The sequence below is a fragment of the Luteibacter sp. UNC138MFCol5.1 genome (genome assembly GCF_900110505.1).
Taxonomy (GTDB): Bacteria; Pseudomonadota; Gammaproteobacteria; order Xanthomonadales; family Rhodanobacteraceae; genus Luteibacter.
The window spans coordinates 263,777-280,782 of record NZ_FODZ01000004.1 but is presented as its reverse complement, the minus strand read 5'-3'; the positions used below and the strand labels follow the sequence as shown (position 1 = coordinate 280,782).

Here is a 17,006-nt window from a genome sequence, read left to right as displayed (position 1 = left end):
ACTTCCGGGGTGCCCAATGCCCATGGCCACCGACGTCCCGCCCTGGGGAGTCCTCATGAACAAGCCAATGCGCCCCGCCCTGATCCTGACAGTTGCCCTGCCCGCCGTCGCCATCGCAGTGGCCACGGCCGCCCATGCCCAGGCGGTCCGGCAGGTCAGCCCGGTCGTCACGATCAACGAAGCCGCGCAGACCACGCCGATCACCGCAACACCGCTCAGGGGCCCCCTGACGATGCTATCCGGCTCTGGCGGCAACATCACCGTGCTGAACGGGCCGGACGGGAAACTCCTCGTCGACGCCGGTATCGCCGTGTCCCGCCCCCGCGTCGAGAAGGCGCTGGCGGCCATCAGCGGCGCGCCGCCGAAATACGTCATCGATACGCACTACCACTGGGATCATACCGACGGCAATCCATGGGTCGCGGAACAAGGCGCGACGATCGTCGCCACGCGCGAGACGGCGAAGCGGCTAGCCGTCGACACGCACGTGACGATGTGGGATTACACGTTCAAGGCGATCGCCAGGGACGGGATGCCGACCGAGATCCTCACGGCGGACAAGACGTATCGCTTCGCCGGCCAGACGGTGGAGGTGCGACTGTTGCAGCCATCCCATACGGATACCGATCTCTACGTCGTCTTCAAGGAAGCCAACGTCGCCGCGCTTGGCGACCTGTTCTGGAACGGCGTCTATCCGTTCATCGACAACGAGCACGGCGGCGGTATCGACGGGATGATCCAGGCCGACGACGCGATCCTCGCGCGGCTCGACGACGACGTGATCCTCGTGCCGGGCCACGGCCCCGTGGGAACGAAAAAGCAGTTCAGGGATTTTCGCGACATGCTGGCCGGCATCCGTGACAACGTGGCGGCGCTGAAGAAACAGGGCAAGTCACTCGAGGAAGTCATCGCCGCGAAGCCCACGGCACGCTACGACGCGGTCTACGGAAAGTTCCTCATCACGCCGGACTTCTTCACGCGGATCGTTTACGAGGGCCTGAAATAGTCGCATCCGGTGGAAGGCCCGGTGTCGCCAGGGTGAGCGATCGTACGGAGGCGATGAAGCCGATGGCGATGAGCGCGATGCGAAACGAATCCCACGCTATCCATCGGGTGGTCAGGTGGACCGCCTCGGGCACGCTGACGGACGCCTTACCGGTCGCGATGGAGTACTGCTCGTTGATCATCGGCCAGAAGACCGTTGGCGTGATCGCCCAGATCAGCACGAACGCGACCGCACCCGTGATGAGCCAGTGGCGGAGTGGACGAGGTTGCCGCCACCCGGCGACCAGGGCGCCGAGCATCGCGAGCGCCATGACGGCCGACAAGGGCTGGAAGAATCCGCCAGGCGTCACGGGGTATTTCGACCCATAGGGCAACAACGCGAAGGAACCGGGCGGGGATGCCCCCCAGGCGCCGGCGACCACGACAAGGTCGAAGAGCTTCGCGCCGAGGCCGACGGCCCACGCGAGCGTCGAAGCCCATAGAAGCGCTTGCATGACTCGGGTTCGCGACATCGCATCATTCCCTGCCCAGACACTGGCGGCCGAATAAACGCGCCCCCTGGCTACCCTCGGATGCTAGGAGGTCGCGGTCGGACCGGCAAGCTTCCCAGGTGTCTGGCTGCGAAAGAAGGTCCTTGCTCGGCTAGACGGGGTACTCGACGACTCAGGGACGACGTCACCCGCGCGGCGGGTCATGGCCCTCCCCGATCGTCACGCCTCACCGCCCGCCAGCGCCAGAGGCGAAGCCGTACGACGGTGCCTTCCCCCGGCCGGGACGTGACGGAAAGCGCGGCCCCTAGGACCCTGGCCCGCTCGTGCATGCCGGTCAGTCCCCAATGTCCGTCGCGACTGCCACGCGCAAGGAGCTCGCCGGGGATGCCGCAACCATCGTCCCTGACGTCGACCCGCACGCTGAGCCATCCGTAAGCGACCCGAACGCCGATGCGACCGGCACCGGCGTGCCGGACGGCATTGGCGACCGCCTCGCGCGCGATCCGATAGACCTCGTCCTGCTCCGGCGCATGCCAGGTCACCGGCTCGCCACGCACGTCGACCTCGTAGACGAGCGCCGGAGGCATGTCCAGTTTCATGGGCAAAGCGCGGAGAGCGGTTTCCAGCGTTTCGGGTTCCACCGGATTCCGTCGAAGATCCCGGATGCGGTCCCTGCTTTCGGCCAGCCCGGCGTTGCCCTCCCTGATCGCTCGGGAAAGCGAGTCCGTCGCGGCCTGACCTTCCCCCTTTTCGAGTCGCGCCTTCGCGGCGTCGACCAGGTAAAGCAGCGCCTGCGTGGATTGCAGCAGCGTGTCGTGCAGGTCGCGAGCGATACGCTCGCGCTCCACGACACGAGCGCGATACGTTCGCTGCAGCCCTGCACGCGCGATCTGCACGCGCCAACGCACCAGCCACCATACGAGCAGCAGTGCCACCAGCAGGCCGGTCAGCCCGAACCACCAGGTTTGCCAGAAAGCCGGCGTAACCTCCAGGGTCAGGCCGGTTTCGCGCCCCGACCAGGATGCTGTCCCGTCGTTTGCCATCAGCCGGAATCGATACGTGCCCGGAGAAAGTCTGCTGTAGAGCGCCTCACGACGTCCGCCCGCGTCCTGCCAGTCGCCGTCGAGTCCGTCCAGACGATAGCGAAACCGGGCGCGCTCCGGTTGGCGGAGGAACGGCGCGGTGTAGTCGATCTGCAGGTCCTGGCTACCCGCCGGCACGGTCAGCGACGAGGCGAGCGGCGCGGGCTTCCCGTCGATGCGCAAGGCCAGCACGACGGGGTCGGCGGGCGGTGGCCCGTCGGTGGACATCAGGTGCCGCGGATCGATCCAGTGGACGCCGCGGCTGGTCGCGAACCAGACACGTCCCTCCCCGTCGGCCGCCGCGACCGGCGACGCTCCACTCTGCTCGGTCGCGCCGCGCAAACCGTCCAGCGCACCGAAGCGGTCGAACCCGACCTCGTAGGATGGCTGCGCGCGCCAGCGTGCCATCTCGTCGGCGGGAATTCGAGTGACGCCGGGCCGACCGACGAGCCAGGCCTCCCCGCTCGGCAAGACGACGATACCGGCCGTGCGTTCGAAGGGTTCGCCACCGCGGCCGGTGAGATGCCGAAAGCGCTCGTCGACGCGAACGGAAACGCCCTTCACGCCACCGATCCACAGCTCGCGGTTCCAGGCGCGAAGCACCGCGATGCGACCGACCGCCGGCCCGGCGTCATCGAAGTCATGACGCTTGCCCCTGTCGAAGACCCGGATCGTCTGTCCCGCATCGGACCACATCCGGCCCTGCGCGTCCTCGGTCAGGGCACGCGGCGTGCTCCGTTGTGCCAGCCCGTAGCGGGTGTTCTGGTCCTCCCACGTTCCCGCGTGATAACGCAGCAGGCCGCCATGGACCTTGCTCACCCAGAGCGCGCCTTCCCGATCGCTGGCCAACGTCACGATCCGCCCGCCACCGTCCGCCTCCGGGGGCAACGCGACAGGCTGCAGCCGCGTGCCGTCGCTACGCCACAGCCCGCCGTCCGCGTCTCCCACCCAGAGGATGCCCGTGGCATCGCGATGCATCGCAGTGACGCCCGCCTGCGCCCCGTCGATTTCCTGCACGCGCGCGCCGGCGGCCTGGTCGGGATCGGGCGTGACGATGGCCGGCCCGCGGTCAGGATTGGCCGCCCAGATACGGCCCGCCGCGTCGGCTTCGACGGAAAACGCCTGGTCTCTTCGAGGCATGCGGATCGCGGCCAGCGCGTTGTCGCGAAAGCGATCGAGGCCGTTGGCCGTGCCGGCCCACAGATCGCCTTCGCGATCCTCGAACAGGGTCCACACGACCTCGGAGGAAAGTCCCTGAGCGGTGCCGAAGTATTCGGGCGATGGGGCAGGATGCCGGGGGTCGGGCGCGTGCAGCCTGGCCGGATCGCGCACGCGGGCGATCCCGTCCACCGTTGCGAGCCACATCGCGCCGTCACGGTCGAAGCGAAGCCCTGCGGCCTTGAAGTCCGATGCGAGCCAGCTGACCGTCGCGCCGGCGTGTCCCGGCACCGGCGTCGCCCGCGAAAGGGGACGAACGCCCCACTCGTCCGCCGCCCAGAGCGTGCCATCGGCCGCCTGGTCGAAGAACGGGTGATCGATGGACTGCGTGGATCGCTCGAACCGTTTCGCACCCGGTGCCAGATGCGCGATACCGGCCTTCCCTCCATCCGAAAATGCAACCCAGAGGCCCTTCTCGCGATCGACGTACAGCCGTTGTGGCGACCACGCCGGATCGAAACCCATGTCCGCGCCATTTCGCCAGGTATCCGAGGCGACATCCAGATAGGCGATCGCGACCGACGTGGCGACCCACAACCGGCCGCCCGCGTCCCGTCCGAATCCGATCACGGACCCCAGAGGAACGTCGTCGCGTTGATAGGCGTAGTTCGCGGGGTGGGCGCCGCCCCACCGGCTGATGCCGCCGCTCACGTATCCTATCCAGACGCTACCGTCATCATCGGCAAAAACGCTGAGAATGTCGTCATCGACGATCGGTTGGTTCGCGATCCGGCCGATCCGCTCGAAGCGCGTCCCGTCGAACCGGTAGAGGCCCTGCCGCGATCCGAGCCAGAGAAATCCGTCGGGCGTCTGCGCGATCGACATGATCTGAGTCGGAGCGCCGTCGTCGGCGGTCCAGCGATCGTGCCTCAGCTGCGACAAGGCGCGATCAGGCGAGACGGCAGCCGCCGCGGTGGCAAACACGAGCAGGAGCACAGCAAGACATGCCTGCAGGAGGCGCTGCGCGGCGAAGCGTGGGCCACCGGACCGGCGATGAGGCGTAACGACGACCGGACGAGCCATGGGCGAGACGCACTCGGAAGAAAGTGGCCGGCGATCTCCCCCGCCGGTTGGACGTGGCGGAGTATGTCCCAGCGAGCGGGCCGCTGCCTACGCCCTGTCACTCAGTCGTCCAGCCGGACCAATCCGCGGCGAAGCGCGATCTGGAAGGCCTCGGTCCGGTTGCCGGCATCGATCTTCTCGAAAATGCTCGCCAGGTGCGATTTGACGGTTTCGGCCGAGATGCCCATTTCGCTGGCGATCCGCTTGTTTTCCCAGCCGCGGGCCAGCGCCGTGAGGATGGTCAGCTCGCGGGCTGTCAAGGATTCCTCGCCGATGTGCCGGGAAATCTCCTGCGACACCTCGACGGATACGCAGCGCTTCCCTTGCGCGATGTCGCGTAACGCGGCGATGAGCTCGCCACGCAGCGAACTTTTCAGCAGGTAACCGTAAGCGCCCGCGGCGATCGCCTCGCGGGCGTTGCCATCGCCGCCGAACGTCGTCAGCACCGCTACCCGTGCGTCGGGATACTCCCCTCGCAACAGGCGGATGAACTCGATGCCGTTACAACCGGGCATCTGCAGGTCCACGAGCACGATATCCGGCAGCAGACGGCGAAATTTCTCCAGGCCGCCTTCGACGTCGCCCGCCTCGTCGACCACGACCAGATCGGGCTCGATTTCCAGCATGGCGGCGATGCCGTGCCGGACCAATGGATGATCGTCGATGGTCAGTATCCGGATGGCCATGTGCAACTCCGCTACGCCCGCCGACGTCGTCACATGGAATGTACCGCAAGCCGGCACCGCGACGGCTATCCCCCAAATGGATGACCGGCACCTCACCCATCGCCGCGATGCGGCTGATCGACGAGCCGGCGATGCTGGTGTGGTCGCGCCGGTGGCGCGCGTCCGGAGACATCGCCATGGATTCGCTGGGGCCGGTCTATCCACCAGGCCATACCGCTCTGCTGCTGGTCGACGCGTACAACGACTTCCTGTCCGAGGGCGGAAAACTGTGGCCGCGCGTCGCCGACGTGGCCATCGCCGTGGGTCTGGTGCCTAACCTACGCCGGATCCGGCAAGCGATCGCTTGCGCACGATGGCCGTTGTTCTTCGTGCCTCACCACCGCGCCGGACCCAACGACTTCGATCGCTGGCAGTACCTTACGCCCTACCAGCAGGTGACCTCGCAGGCCCAGGCGTTCCTGAAGAACGGTTGGGGTGGCCAGTGGCATCCGGACTTCGTGCCGGCCCCTGGCGATACGGTGGCGAAGGAGCACTGGGGCACCAATGGATTCGTGGGCACGGACCTCGATGTGCTGCTCAGGCAGCAGCGCATCAGCCACGTCGTGGTGATCGGCCTGATGGCGAATGTCTGTGTGGAAACCACCGCCCGCCACGCCAGCGAACTCGGCTACCACGTGACCCTGGTGACCGATGCCACGGCGGCCCTGAGTCACGACGCGATGTTCTACGCGCACGAAGTCAATGGGCCGACGTACGCCCACGCGCTCCTCACGACGCGTGAGTTCCTGGCGCGCATTCCCTTCACCAGCGATCCCTGACCGGCACAGCTCTCCGCCGGCGACGGCATCCAACCCGTCAGGAGGGCCCTGGTCCTCCATGACCTATCAGACGAGGACCTCTCATGAAAACGCTGTTTCGCTTCTTCCGCCCCGCCGCCATCGCGTGGCTGGCCCTATTCGCCGTTTTCTCGAGCCAAGCGGCCAGCGAAGGCATCGAAAGCCACTCGGCCAACGTCAATGGCGTCACGCTTCATTACCTGCAGGCGGGGCATGGCAGCGGCACGCCGGTCGTGCTGCTACACGGTTATGCGGAGACGAGCCGTATGTGGCGCCCGCTGATGAGCCAGCTGGCCGATAAGCACGTCGTGATTGCCCCGGACCTGCGCGGCGCTGGCTCGTCGTCGAAACCGCGAGGCGGCTACGACAAGAAGACGATGGCCCAGGACATCCACGCGCTGGTGCGCTCGCTGGGCTATCCGAAGGTCAAGATCGTCGGTCACGACATCGGGCTGATGGTCGCCTACGCCTACGTGGCCCAATACCCCGACCAGGTGGAGAGCGTGGTGCTGATGGACGCCTTCCTGCCTGGCGTGGGCGACTGGACCAAGGTCTGGTTGCTGCGCGACCTGTGGCATTTCCACTTCTACGGTGAGACGCCGCTCAAGCTGGTCGACGGCCGGGAACGGATCTACTTCGAGCATTTCTGGAACGATTTCGCCGCCGACCGCACGCATTCGGTTCCCGAGGCGGACCGGCAGTTCTACGCCGCGCAGTATGCCCAACCCGGCGGCATGCGCGCTGGCTTCGAATACTTCCGCAACTTCGAGCAGGACGCGAAGGATTTCTCCGCGTTCGCCCGCACGCCACTGCATGTTCCCATGCTCGTCCTGGCAGGCGAGAAGGCCAGCGGCCAGTTCCTGATCGACCAGGGGCGTCTGGTCGACACGCAGGTCGAGGGTGTCATCATCAAGGGCTCGGGCCACTGGCTGATGGAAGAAGCGCCCGAGCAGACCATCTCTGCCCTGGTTTCGTTCCTCAACAAGCCGGGCAGCTGATTCACGCCGGGAGGAAGGCCGCGACGGAACAAGCCGCCCTTCCTTCGCGCCGCGGCCTCGGCATCGCCCGCATTTCAGCGGGCGACGTTCAGCCGTCCTTCGCCGAGCACCTGCGCCTGCACGAGCGGAAGGAAGCGATGCGGGAACGGTGTCGCGATCTCGCTGGCCTGGTCGAGGCGGGCCACCTGTGCGGGCGACAACGTGACCGAGAGCGCGTCGAGGTTCTCTTCGAACTGGCTCGCGGTACGCGCACCGAGGATCGGAATGACGGCTGGCGCGGTCTTGGCCAGCAGCCATCCCAGTGCGACCTGCGCCGGGCTGTGCCCTAGCTCTTCCGCGACGGCCTTGACGACGTCCGCGATGTCCAGATTCCGCTCGCTGAGCGAGCCGACGCCCGCGGCGACCGCCGCGCGGCCACCGGTGAACATGTCGGCACCCTTGTGCGCTTCGATGTCGGCGCGGGTGTACTTGCCGGACAGGACGCCATTGGCCAGCGGCGACCAGGCCACCACGCCGAGCCCGAGTTCACGCGCCATGGGAATCAGGTCGTGCTCGACCGTCCGCTCCACCAGGCTGTGCTCGATCTGCAACGCGACCAGCGGTGCCCAGCCGCGCAGATCCGCCAGCATATGCATGCGCGCTACCTGCCACGCCGGTGTATCCGAGATGCCGGCGTAGACGATCTTGCCGGCGCGCACCAGGTCGTCGAACGCGCGCATCACTTCGTCCACCGGCGTCGTGCCGTCCCACACATGCAGGTAGTACAGGTCGATGTAGTCGGTGCCCAGCCGCTTCAGGCTCTCGTCCACCGCGCGCACCATGTTGCGGCGATGGTTGCCGCCGGCGTTGATGTTGGACGGGTCGACGTTGAGCGAGTACTTGGTGGCCAGCACGGCACGGTCGCGGCGTCCGCGCAGGAACTCGCCCAGCAGGCGCTCCGAGGTGCCGCCCGTGTAGAAGTTGGCGGTGTCGATGAAGTTGCCGCCGCGCTCCATGTAGACATCGAGCATCCGGCGGGCGTCCTCCTCGGTGGCGCCCCAGCCCCAGTCCTTGCCGAAGGTCATGGTGCCGATCGATACCGGGCTGACGCGCAGGCCGGAGCGGCCGAGCGTGACGTAGTCGTTGAGTTGCTTGCTCATGGGGGCGGTTCCAGTGGGGGTTACGAGGAATCTAGGTAGCCCGGTCGTGTGGAAAAAGAGGGGCGGCGCGCATACGCTTTGAAGTCACACTTCACAATCGGCCAGCCCATGACGCCCGATCAGTTCCCCGCCATCGCCGCCTTCGCCTGCGTCGCCCGGCACACCAGCTTCACCCGCGCGGCCGCCGAACTCGGGGTGTCGACCTCGGCGTTGTCGCAGACCGTGCGGACGCTCGAGGCGCGTCTGGGCGTCCGGCTGCTCGATCGCTCGACCCGCCGCGTGGGCCTTACGGAGGTCGGCCAGCGCTTTCTGGACGAGGCGCAGCCGGCGCTCCATGGATTGACGGCGGCGATGGCCGCGGTGAGCGAGACGCGCGACGCGCCCGCCGGACTCCTGCGCATCAATCTGCCGCGCGCCATCGCCGACATCCTGGTGATGCCTCACCTGCCCGACTTCCATGCGCGGTATCCCGACGTCGTCGTCGAGTTGCACTGCGACAACCGTTTCGTGGATCTCGTGGCGACAGGGTTCGACGCCGGTTTCCGCATCGGCGAATCGCTGGGCAAGGATGTGGTCGCGCATCCGATCGGAGGCCCGCAGCGGATCGCGACGTTCGTGTCGCCGGCGTACGCGCGGGCACATGGCGTGCCCGACACGCCTGCGGACCTGCTTCGCCACCGCTGCGTCGGCGTGCGCCTGGACCACGACCGTAGCCCGATGCGATGGGAATTCATGCAGGAGGGGCGGCTGGTCGAAGTCGACACGCGCGCCAGCATGATCAGCAACGACGATGGCCTCCTGCTCGCCGCGGCGCTTTCGGGCGTCGGCGTCGGCTGCCACTTCGAAAGCATGGCGTCGCCGCACCTGGCGTCCGGCGCGCTGGTCCCCGTCCTGCAGGCGTACTGGCCGACCTATAGCCCGTTCCACGTGTACTACCCGAACCGCATGCACATGCCGCGCAAGCTCCGGGTCTTCATCGATTACCTGCGCGAGCGCCATCCGGCCAGCTGATTCCTTCGCGGCGATCGGCGTGGCGGGCCCATTGCGATTCCCGCCGAATCCGGCAACCCTAGGGCCCGGCCGCCGCGCAGGCGGCCCGATTCAGCGCGCCGTCGAACGGCGGAAACCAGGGACCATCACAGGACGGAACGACGCCGTGGGCGAAAAACTTACTCAATCCAGCGACCGCAAGGAGCTGACGGTCCGTGGCCTGGTCCTCGGCGTGATCATCACGGTGGTGTTCACCGCCGCCAACGTCTTCTTCGGCCTCAAGGCCGGCCTCACGTTCGCGACCTCGATTCCCGCGGCGGTGATTTCCATGGCCCTGCTTCGCGGGTTCAAGGATTCCACCATCCAGGAAAACAACGTGGTGCAGACCATCGCCTCGGCGGCGGGCACCCTGTCTTCCATCATCTTCGTGCTGCCGGGCATGATCATGATCGGGTGGTGGGCCGATTTTCCGTTCTGGACGTCGTTCGCCGTGTGCGCGCTGGGTGGCGTCCTGGGCGTGATGTACTCGATCCCGCTGCGCCGCGCGCTGGTGACGAACTCGGACCTTCCCTACCCCGAAGGCATCGCCTGCGCCGAGGTGCTCAAGGTGGGCAGCGGCGACGACGCCGATGCCGCCAGCGTGGAAGAAAGCCGCGCCGGGCTCCTGGCCGTGCTGTGGGGCTCGATCGTCTCGGCCGTGTTCGCCGTGATCGTGGCGACCCAGGTGTTCGCGAGCGACTTCGTCCGCTACTTCCGCGTCAGCGAGCGGGGCGGCGTCACCGGCTTCGATTTCGGTCTGTCGTTCGCCCTGCTCGCGATCGGCCATCTGGTGGGCATCACGGTGGGCGTCGCCATGCTGATCGGCGCCATCATCGGCTGGGTCTGGGGCGTGCCGCACTTCTCCGCGCTGGGCGACCTGTCCCAATCGATGGCCGATCTCGCCAACGCCACCTGGAGCCAGAAGGTGCGCTACGTGGGCGCGGGCACGCTCGGCGTGTCGGCCATCTGGACGCTCGCCAAGCTGGTGAAGCCGGTCATCACCGGCCTCACCTCGGCGATGGCCGCGTCCAGGGTGCGCAAGGCCGGCAAGGCCGACACGCTGCCGCGGACCGAGCGCGACATCCCGATCGGGATCGTTGGCGCGGTCACGCTGGCCTGCTTCGTGCCGATCGCGTGGCTGCTCGGCTACTTCGGCAACTCGGCCGGCCTGAGCGGTCAGGTCGGCGTGCTGGCCATTGGCGGTGTGGCTTTCGTCGTGCTGATGGGCTTCTTCGTGTCGACCGTGTGCGGCTACATGGCGGGCCTCATCGGCTCGTCCAACAGCCCGCTCTCGGGCGTCGGCATCCTGGTGGTGATCGCTGCCGCGCTGTTGCTGGTCGCGTTCGTCAAGCCGCATGTCGGCGAAGCCGAAGGCAAGGCGCTGGTGGCGTTCGCGCTGTTCATCACGGCCGTGGTCTTCACCGTCGCCGCGATCGCCAACAACAATCTGCAGGACCTCAAGACCGGTCAGCTGGTCGACGCCACGCCGTGGCGACAGCAGGTCGCGCTCGTGGTGGGCGTGATCGCGGGCGCCGCGGTCATTCCGCCGGTGCTGGACCTGGTGAACACCGCGTACGGTTTCGTCGGCGTGGCGGGCGCGGGTCCGCAGGCCCTGCCGGCGCCACAGGCCGGCCTGATTTCGGCCCTCGCCCAGGGCGTGATCACCGGGAACATCGACTGGAGCCTGATCGAGGTCGGCGTCGGCATCGGCATCGCGCTCATCGTCATCGACGAAGTCCTGGCTCGCACGACCCGGCATGTACGCATTCCGCCGCTGGCCGTCGGCCTGGGCATCTACCTGCCGACTGTGAGCACCCTGATGGTGGTGGTCGGTTCCGTCGTCGGCTGGTACTTCGATCGTCGCGCCGATCGCACGGCGCGACCCGAAAGCACGAAGCAGCTCGGTGTGCTGCTCGCCTCGGGCCTGATCGTCGGCGAGAGCATCATCGGCGTGCTGATCGCCGCGATCGTGGCCTTCGCGGACAAGCTGGGCTTCAGCAATCCGCAGGCGCCGCTGGCCCTGGTCGGCCCCGACTTCGCCGAAAAGGCGCAATGGATCGGCGGCACCGCGTTCGCGCTGGTCGTCCTCTTCATGTATCGCTGGGTGGCCCGCATGGCCGGACGCATCGGTGCCCGGTAGGGGCGAACCCGGGCGGTCGCGAAGCGTGGACTTCACCACATTTCGATGGAAATCCGTCCACTATCCTGTGTAGGTTTAGGGGTTCCCAATCCAGGAGTGACGGATGCACACGGTCAAGACGTTCGCCCTCGCCTTCGCCCTCATCGGCGCCGCCGGTTCCGCGGCCGCTTCCGAGAGCACGAGTCAGGTCATTCGGAGCCAGGCTCCGCAGGGCATCACGCAGTCGTTCTACGGCTGCATCGACAAGGCGGGCTCGGACCAGGGCGCACTGGGCAACTGCATCAACGCCGAAAAGGCGCGTCAGGACGGCCGGCTCAACGCCAGCTACAAGGCGTTGACCGCGAAGCTCAGCGGCAAGGCGAAGGAGAACCTCGTCGCCGCGGAGCGCTCGTGGCTCGCGCTGCAGAAGGCCAGCAACACGTTCGAGGCGTCGCTCTACCCGGACGAGACCGTCGCCGATCTGCAGGTCGCGCAGAGTGAAGTGTTCCGTCTGTGCGAGCGTGCGAACGCCCTCGACAAGTACCTCGCGGTCGCCAACGACCTCTGATCCCGCTGACATGGAGTGACCCGTCATGGCTGGTCCCGATACGCACGATCTCGATTCCGCCGCCGGCGCCACGTACTTCGTGGTGGGCCGCGGCACGGAAGGCGGCCCATCCTCGTACCACCTGTCCATCACGGGCGTCACGGTGGGAACGTCCGATCCCCACTGGGGCACCCCGGGCAGGATCGTGGCGGACAGCGGTTACACGCTCGGCACCATCCAGGTCGACCTTGGCAAGCGGGGCACCTGGGCCCTCGGCGCGACCGACGGCGCCGCGCTGAAGCCGGGCGAGACGACGTATGTCGACGCGGTCATCGATCAGTCGGCGAAGTACGCGAAGGACCATGGCCTGAAGTTCACCAGCGACACCGCGCAGCTGCGCAAGGACCTGCTCAGCCACGGCAACGGAAAGGACGGGCGCTCAACCCTCTCCTTCATCGATACCGATACCCGCGACGGCATCAACGCGTGGGCCGGATCGGAAGAAGGCCAGAAGTGGATCCACAAGAACATCGACTACCCGCAGATCCGCAATGCGACGCAGTCCGCGATGGATACGGTCGACCGGCTCGGCAAGAACATTCCCGAAGACCGTCGCCTCGAGACCATCGCCATCCTGGCGAAGACCGAAAACCAGATTCCCTCGCAGGTCGCCAAGTTCGAGAAGGTGCTCAAGGACGGCGGCGACTACGACGACGTCCTGGCCAAGGCCGAACAGATCAAGCGTACTTATCCGTACTACGACGGTCCGAAGGCCGCCGAGATCGCGGAACGCTACAAGGACGCCTACAAGGATCCCGCGAAGGCGGCGGCGCTCGACCGCGCACACGAGAAGGTCGGCAGCCCCGACTTCAACCCGAAACAGTCGGCGAATGACGCGGACATCAAGGACGCGCTCAAGGCGATCGGCCAGGGTGGTCGGTCCCACGCCCATCATGGTTCGACGCTGCGTCAGGGAGCGCACGGTGCCAGCGTCACGGCGATCCAGGAAAAGCTCATCAAGCTCGGTTATACGGACGGCCACGATCGTCCGCTGACGCCCGACGCGCAGTTCGGTCCGGGCACGAAGGCCGCCGTGGAGAAATTCCAGCACGACCACGGGATGAAGGAAGACGGCATCGTCGGACCGAAGACGCTCGAGGCGTTGAACAAGGCGGCGCAGCCGGCAGCTCCCGCTCGCACGTCGCCTGGCCATCCGAGCCTGACGGATGCCGCGAGCCCGGGGCATGCGATGTACAACCAGGCGCTGCAGGGCGTTCGCGCGCTCGACGCGCAGCACGGCCGCACGCCGGATCACCTCACGGACAACTTCGCGGGATCGCTCGCCGTCGCCGCACGTGCCCAGGGACTCACCCGCATCGACCATGTCGTGATGGGTGACGATCGGGCGCGCGCGTATGCCGTCCAGGGCGAGCTCGACTCGCCGTTCAAGCGCGTGGCCGACGTCGACGTACGCCAGGCCGTGACGACGCCGCTGGATCAGAGCAGCGCGACGTTCCACGCCGCGAACCGGTCCGAAGAGCAGGAGCGTCAGCCGGTCCTTTCGCAGCAGCCACAGCAGCAGCATCCCGCGCCGCCACTGCAGCATTGACGCCGGACACTCGCTGCCGGGCGGTAAGATGGCCGTCCCTGTCCGAGGAAACCTGACGATGATGAAGCTGGCAAACGGCATCCTGCTCGCGGCGCTGCTGACGAACGCCGCCCAGGCGCAGACCAACGCGGGTGACCAGAAAGACGACCCCGACCTGCCCTTCACCGTGACGAAGGTCGCCAGCCTCGACCTGCCATGGCGCATCGCGTTCCTTCCGGATGGACGCATGCTGGTGACCGAGAAGGTCGGCCGCCTCCAGCTGGTGACGCCCGATGGCACGAAGACCGAAGTCCAGGGTGTGCCCGCCAGTCAGTTCGAAGGCCAGAACGGCATGCTCGGCGTCTTTCTCTCGCCGCACTACGCCACCGACCACAACGTGTATCTCACTTACGTGGCGCCGGGCGACTACGGCGGCGGCCTCGCGATGGGCCGCGGCCGGCTCGTGCTCGAAGGCGGACAGCCGCGGCTCGAGGGCTTCAAGGTCCTCTGGCAACAGCTGCCCACTGGAAAGGGCGGCCAGTCCGGCGCGCAGATCGCGTTCTCGCCCGATGGCAAGTACCTCTTCCTGACCGTTGGCGATCGTCAGCGCTTCACGCCGGCCCAGGATCCCGATCAGCCCGTCGGCAAGATCCTCCGCCTCACGCTCGACGGCAAGCCCGCGCCGGGCAATCCGTGGGCCGGCAAGGAAGGCGCGCGCAGCATCCCGCTGATCGATCCGGCGAAGGACACCGAGGCCGCGAAGAACGCGCCCGTGGTCAGCACCTATACCTTCCCCGGCCCGAACCTGACGCCCGCCGAGACGTGGAGCACGGGGCACCGCACGCCTTACGGCCTCGCCTTCGCACCCGACGGCCGGCTCTGGGAACTCGAACACGGTCCGAGCGGCGGCGACGAACTTAACCTGATCGAGCGCGGCAAGAACTACGGGTGGCCGCTGGTCTCCTACGGCGTCAACTACAACGGCGTCGCGATTCCCAGTCCCGACTCGCGACCGGATCTCGTCAAACCCGTCATCTACTGGGTGCCGGTCATCGCGCCGGGCAACATCATGTTCTACAAGGGCAAGATGTTCCCGCAATGGAAGGGCAACGCGCTGATCAGCGGGCTCGTCAGCATGGGGCTCATCCGGGTGACGGTCGACGCCAAGGGCGGCGCGACCGCGGTCCAGCGCTGGAACCTGGGCAAGCGCATCCGCGATGTCGAGGAAGCGCCCGATGGTTCGCTCTGGCTGCTCGAGGACGCCATGCCCGGCGGGCTTTACCGGCTCACCCCGAAGCAGGGCTGATTCGGTCCACGTCGTCCGCCGTGGATCGGCGGACGACGTGTCAGACGGGGACGGCGCGCACGCGCGATGGCGCGAGCTGCGTGAAACGCGGCAGATCATCCATCACACCGGCGAGCTCCGGCGAGCCGAAGGCGGTTTCCACGGCGTCTTCGTCACGGAAAACGCATTCGCAGATGGCGACGGTGCCCACACGGTCGACCGCCGGGAAGAACGCCTGAAGACTGAGCAGGCCGTATTTTCCCCACGCTTCCATCACCAGCGGCAGATGCCCGGAGATGTAATAGTCGCGATCGAAGCGGTCGTCGGGGGTGCCGTGGTAGGTGACATAGACCACGACCGGTGTGTCGCTCGCTTTCATGGATGCTCCGAAGCTGAAGAGAATGGTCAGATATGTATCAACCGATACATTAAGAGCCCCCGGCCTCGGGATTGTCAAGAACTTATGTATCACTTAGTATCTTAGTCACGTTCACCTTCCGGAGCCGGCGATGGCGACCATGGGACGCCCGAGGACATTCGATCGCGAAAAAGCCGTGGAAGAAGCCATGCACATCTTCTGGCAGCACGGCTACGAATCGGCATCGCTCAGCCAGCTGAAGGCGGGCATCGGCAACGGCATCTCCGCACCCAGTTTCTACGCCGCGTTCGGATCGAAGGAAGCGCTGTTCCAGGAGTGCGCGCAACGTTATCTGTCGACGTATGCGCAGGTGACCGAATGCCTCTGGGATACCTCCCTACCCCCGCGCGACGCCATCGAAACCGCGCTCAGGCGCTCGGTGAAGATGCAGTACGAACGAGGGCATCCGCGCGGATGCATGGTCGCCCTAGGCGCGATGAGCGCACCCTCCGACGAGCACGCCGCCGTGACCGAGCCGCTGGCGAAGTCCCGCGCGCGGACGCGTGCGGGTTTCGTGGCATGCGTGCAGCGTGGCGTGGACAGCGGCGAACTTCGTGCCGACACGGAGCCCAGGGCGCTCGCGGCGGTGTTCGACGCCTTCCTGCTGGGTGTCTCGACCCTCGCACGCGACGGCGTTCGCCATGCCGTCATCGAACAGGCCATCCCGCAGGCGATGTCGGCATGGGATGCGGCGTCGGTGAAACACGTCCGACGCTGACCGGAAGGCTTGCCCCGCCGCGAAAATCAGGATAGGGCCAGCGCGATCGCCGCTTCGCAGTGAACGAGCGTCGTGTCGAACACCGGCACGGATACGTTGCCCTGATCGAGTAGCATGCCCACCTCCGTGCAGCCGAGGATGAGGCAGTCCGCGCCACGGTCGACCAGGCGCCGCGCGATGCCGACATAGGCCTCGCGGCTCGTGTCGCTGACGATCTGCCGGCAGAGCTCTTCATAGATGATGCGATGCGTCTCGGCGCGGTCGTCGGCGCCGGGCAGGATCACGTCCAGGCCGGCCGCGGCGAGGCGATCGGTGTAGAAGGTCTGTTCCATCGTGAACGCGGTGGCCATCAGCCCTGGCGACCGGAACCCCGCCGCCACGATGCGCGACGCGGTCGCGTCGGCGATGTGCAGCAACGGGATGCCCACGCCGTCCATCATCCGCGCGGCCACCTTGTGCATGGTGTTCGTCGCGAGCACGAGGACATCGGCGCCGCCACGTTCGAGGGCTTTCGCCTCCTCGTTCAGTCGCTCCCCTGCCCTGTCCCATGCCCCCGCCGCCTGCAGTGCTTCGATGTCCGCGAAGTCCACCGAGCGGATCAGCAGCTCGGGCGAATGCAGCCCGCCAAGGCGCTCGGCGGTGAGGCGGCAAAGTTCGCGGTAGTAGATCTGTGTCGAGGCGGCGGACATGCCGCCCAGGATGCCTATCGTCTTCATGGTCACCATGCGGGTGGGTCGGAAGTTCAGTGACGCCTACTCGTGGCAACCTACTAGGTGGTAGAACTC

15 protein-coding genes are annotated in these 17,006 nt (G+C 66.9%); 9 read left to right on the top strand and 6 right to left on the bottom strand.

Annotated features, from left to right (window positions below; all coding sequences use genetic code 11):
- The first annotated feature begins 55 nt into the window (after positions 1–55).
- Positions 56–1,006 (top strand): MBL fold metallo-hydrolase, encoded by a 951-nt coding sequence (locus BMY69_RS13465; protein WP_218143177.1) that lies wholly within the window; start codon positions 56–58, stop codon positions 1,004–1,006.
- Here the strand turns inward: BMY69_RS13465 and BMY69_RS13460 are convergent.
- The 3 genes from BMY69_RS13460 to BMY69_RS13450 form a co-directional block, all read right to left on the bottom strand.
- Positions 975–1,499, bottom strand: a complete 525-nt coding sequence (locus tag BMY69_RS13460) for an anthrone oxygenase family protein (protein ID WP_090179443.1) — start codon at positions 1,497–1,499, stop codon at positions 975–977. The two genes, BMY69_RS13465 and BMY69_RS13460, sit on opposite strands and share 32 nt — an antisense overlap.
- A gap of 197 nt (positions 1,500–1,696) precedes the next feature.
- Entirely contained in the window at positions 1,697–4,732 is a 3,036-nt protein-coding gene (locus tag BMY69_RS13455) for a sensor histidine kinase (protein ID WP_177191173.1), read from the bottom strand.
- A 188-nt stretch (positions 4,733–4,920) separates the two neighbouring features.
- Positions 4,921–5,640, bottom strand: a complete 720-nt coding sequence (locus BMY69_RS13450) for a response regulator (RefSeq protein WP_143070472.1) — start codon at positions 5,638–5,640, stop codon at positions 4,921–4,923.
- Here BMY69_RS13450 and BMY69_RS13445 point away from each other — a divergent pair.
- Positions 5,625–6,362: a cysteine hydrolase family protein gene (locus BMY69_RS13445; protein ID WP_218143176.1), complete on the top strand. Its 738-nt coding sequence runs from the start codon at positions 5,625–5,627 to the stop codon at positions 6,360–6,362. The genes BMY69_RS13450 and BMY69_RS13445 overlap by 16 nt on opposite strands.
- 83 nt (positions 6,363–6,445) lie before the next feature.
- Positions 6,446–7,378 carry an alpha/beta fold hydrolase gene (locus BMY69_RS13440; RefSeq protein ID WP_090179063.1) on the top strand — a complete coding sequence of 311 codons (933 nt, stop codon included), beginning with the start codon at positions 6,446–6,448 and terminating at the stop codon, positions 7,376–7,378.
- Between the two features lie 74 nt (positions 7,379–7,452).
- On the opposite strand, the gene BMY69_RS13435 is transcribed toward BMY69_RS13440, so the two are convergent.
- Positions 7,453–8,517 (bottom strand): aldo/keto reductase, encoded by a 1,065-nt coding sequence (locus tag BMY69_RS13435; protein ID WP_090179060.1) that lies wholly within the window; start codon positions 8,515–8,517, stop codon positions 7,453–7,455.
- 108 nt (positions 8,518–8,625) lie between these two features.
- Between BMY69_RS13435 and BMY69_RS13430 the strand changes: the two genes are divergently transcribed.
- The 5 genes from BMY69_RS13430 to BMY69_RS13410 all read left to right on the top strand — a co-directional run bounded on the left by BMY69_RS13430 (position 8,626) and on the right by BMY69_RS13410 (position 15,106).
- Positions 8,626–9,528, top strand: a complete 903-nt coding sequence (locus BMY69_RS13430) for a LysR family transcriptional regulator (RefSeq protein ID WP_090179057.1) — start codon at positions 8,626–8,628, stop codon at positions 9,526–9,528.
- Between the two features lie 145 nt (positions 9,529–9,673).
- Positions 9,674–11,686, top strand: a complete 2,013-nt coding sequence (locus BMY69_RS13425) for an OPT family oligopeptide transporter (RefSeq protein ID WP_090179055.1) — start codon at positions 9,674–9,676, stop codon at positions 11,684–11,686.
- A gap of 103 nt (positions 11,687–11,789) precedes the next feature.
- On the top strand, positions 11,790–12,233 hold the full coding sequence (locus BMY69_RS13420) for a lysozyme inhibitor LprI family protein (RefSeq protein ID WP_090179052.1): 444 nt from the start codon (positions 11,790–11,792) through the stop codon (positions 12,231–12,233).
- Between the two features lie 25 nt (positions 12,234–12,258).
- Entirely contained in the window at positions 12,259–13,821 is a 1,563-nt protein-coding gene (locus BMY69_RS13415) for an XVIPCD domain-containing protein (RefSeq protein ID WP_090179049.1), read from the top strand.
- A gap of 58 nt (positions 13,822–13,879) precedes the next feature.
- Positions 13,880–15,106, top strand: coding sequence for a PQQ-dependent sugar dehydrogenase (locus tag BMY69_RS13410; protein WP_090179046.1), 1,227 nt, complete (start codon positions 13,880–13,882; stop codon positions 15,104–15,106).
- A 40-nt stretch (positions 15,107–15,146) separates the two neighbouring features.
- Here the strand turns inward: BMY69_RS13410 and BMY69_RS13405 are convergent, their stop codons facing one another.
- Positions 15,147–15,464: an EthD family reductase gene (locus BMY69_RS13405; RefSeq protein ID WP_090179044.1), complete on the bottom strand. Its 318-nt coding sequence runs from the start codon at positions 15,462–15,464 to the stop codon at positions 15,147–15,149.
- Between the two features lie 187 nt (positions 15,465–15,651).
- Here BMY69_RS13405 and BMY69_RS13400 point away from each other — a divergent pair, with 187 nt between their 5' ends.
- The gene (locus BMY69_RS13400) at positions 15,652–16,221 is read left to right on the top strand and encodes a TetR/AcrR family transcriptional regulator (RefSeq protein ID WP_255364551.1); all 570 of its coding nucleotides are present in this window, start codon (positions 15,652–15,654) and stop codon (positions 16,219–16,221) included.
- A 26-nt stretch (positions 16,222–16,247) separates the two neighbouring features.
- Here BMY69_RS13400 and BMY69_RS13395 read toward each other — a convergent pair whose 3' ends face one another.
- On the bottom strand, positions 16,248–16,937 hold the full coding sequence (locus BMY69_RS13395; protein WP_090179438.1) for an aspartate/glutamate racemase family protein: 690 nt from the start codon (positions 16,935–16,937) through the stop codon (positions 16,248–16,250).
- Between the last annotated feature and the right edge of the window lie 69 nt (positions 16,938–17,006).

Excerpts from the sequence above, each read along its gene's own strand:
- BMY69_RS13440 (WP_090179063.1), top strand. The coding sequence starts at position 6,446 with ATGAAAACGCTGTTTCGCTTCTTCCGCCCCGCCGCCATCGCGTGGCTG.
- BMY69_RS13435 (WP_090179060.1), bottom strand. The coding sequence starts at position 8,517 with ATGAGCAAGCAACTCAACGACTACGTCACGCTCGGCCGCTCCGGCCTG.
- BMY69_RS13445 (WP_218143176.1), top strand. The coding sequence starts at position 5,625 with ATGACCGGCACCTCACCCATCGCCGCGATGCGGCTGATCGACGAGCCG.
- BMY69_RS13465 (WP_218143177.1), top strand. The coding sequence starts at position 56 with ATGAACAAGCCAATGCGCCCCGCCCTGATCCTGACAGTTGCCCTGCCC.
- BMY69_RS13430 (WP_090179057.1), top strand. The coding sequence starts at position 8,626 with ATGACGCCCGATCAGTTCCCCGCCATCGCCGCCTTCGCCTGCGTCGCC.
- BMY69_RS13415 (WP_090179049.1), top strand. The coding sequence starts at position 12,259 with ATGGCTGGTCCCGATACGCACGATCTCGATTCCGCCGCCGGCGCCACG.
- BMY69_RS13405 (WP_090179044.1), bottom strand. The coding sequence starts at position 15,464 with ATGAAAGCGAGCGACACACCGGTCGTGGTCTATGTCACCTACCACGGC.
- BMY69_RS13395 (WP_090179438.1), bottom strand. The coding sequence starts at position 16,937 with ATGAAGACGATAGGCATCCTGGGCGGCATGTCCGCCGCCTCGACACAG.
- BMY69_RS13460 (WP_090179443.1), bottom strand. The coding sequence starts at position 1,499 with ATGCAAGCGCTTCTATGGGCTTCGACGCTCGCGTGGGCCGTCGGCCTC.
- BMY69_RS13410 (WP_090179046.1), top strand. The coding sequence starts at position 13,880 with ATGATGAAGCTGGCAAACGGCATCCTGCTCGCGGCGCTGCTGACGAAC.
- BMY69_RS13420 (WP_090179052.1), top strand. The coding sequence starts at position 11,790 with ATGCACACGGTCAAGACGTTCGCCCTCGCCTTCGCCCTCATCGGCGCC.
- BMY69_RS13400 (WP_255364551.1), top strand. The coding sequence starts at position 15,652 with ATGCACATCTTCTGGCAGCACGGCTACGAATCGGCATCGCTCAGCCAG.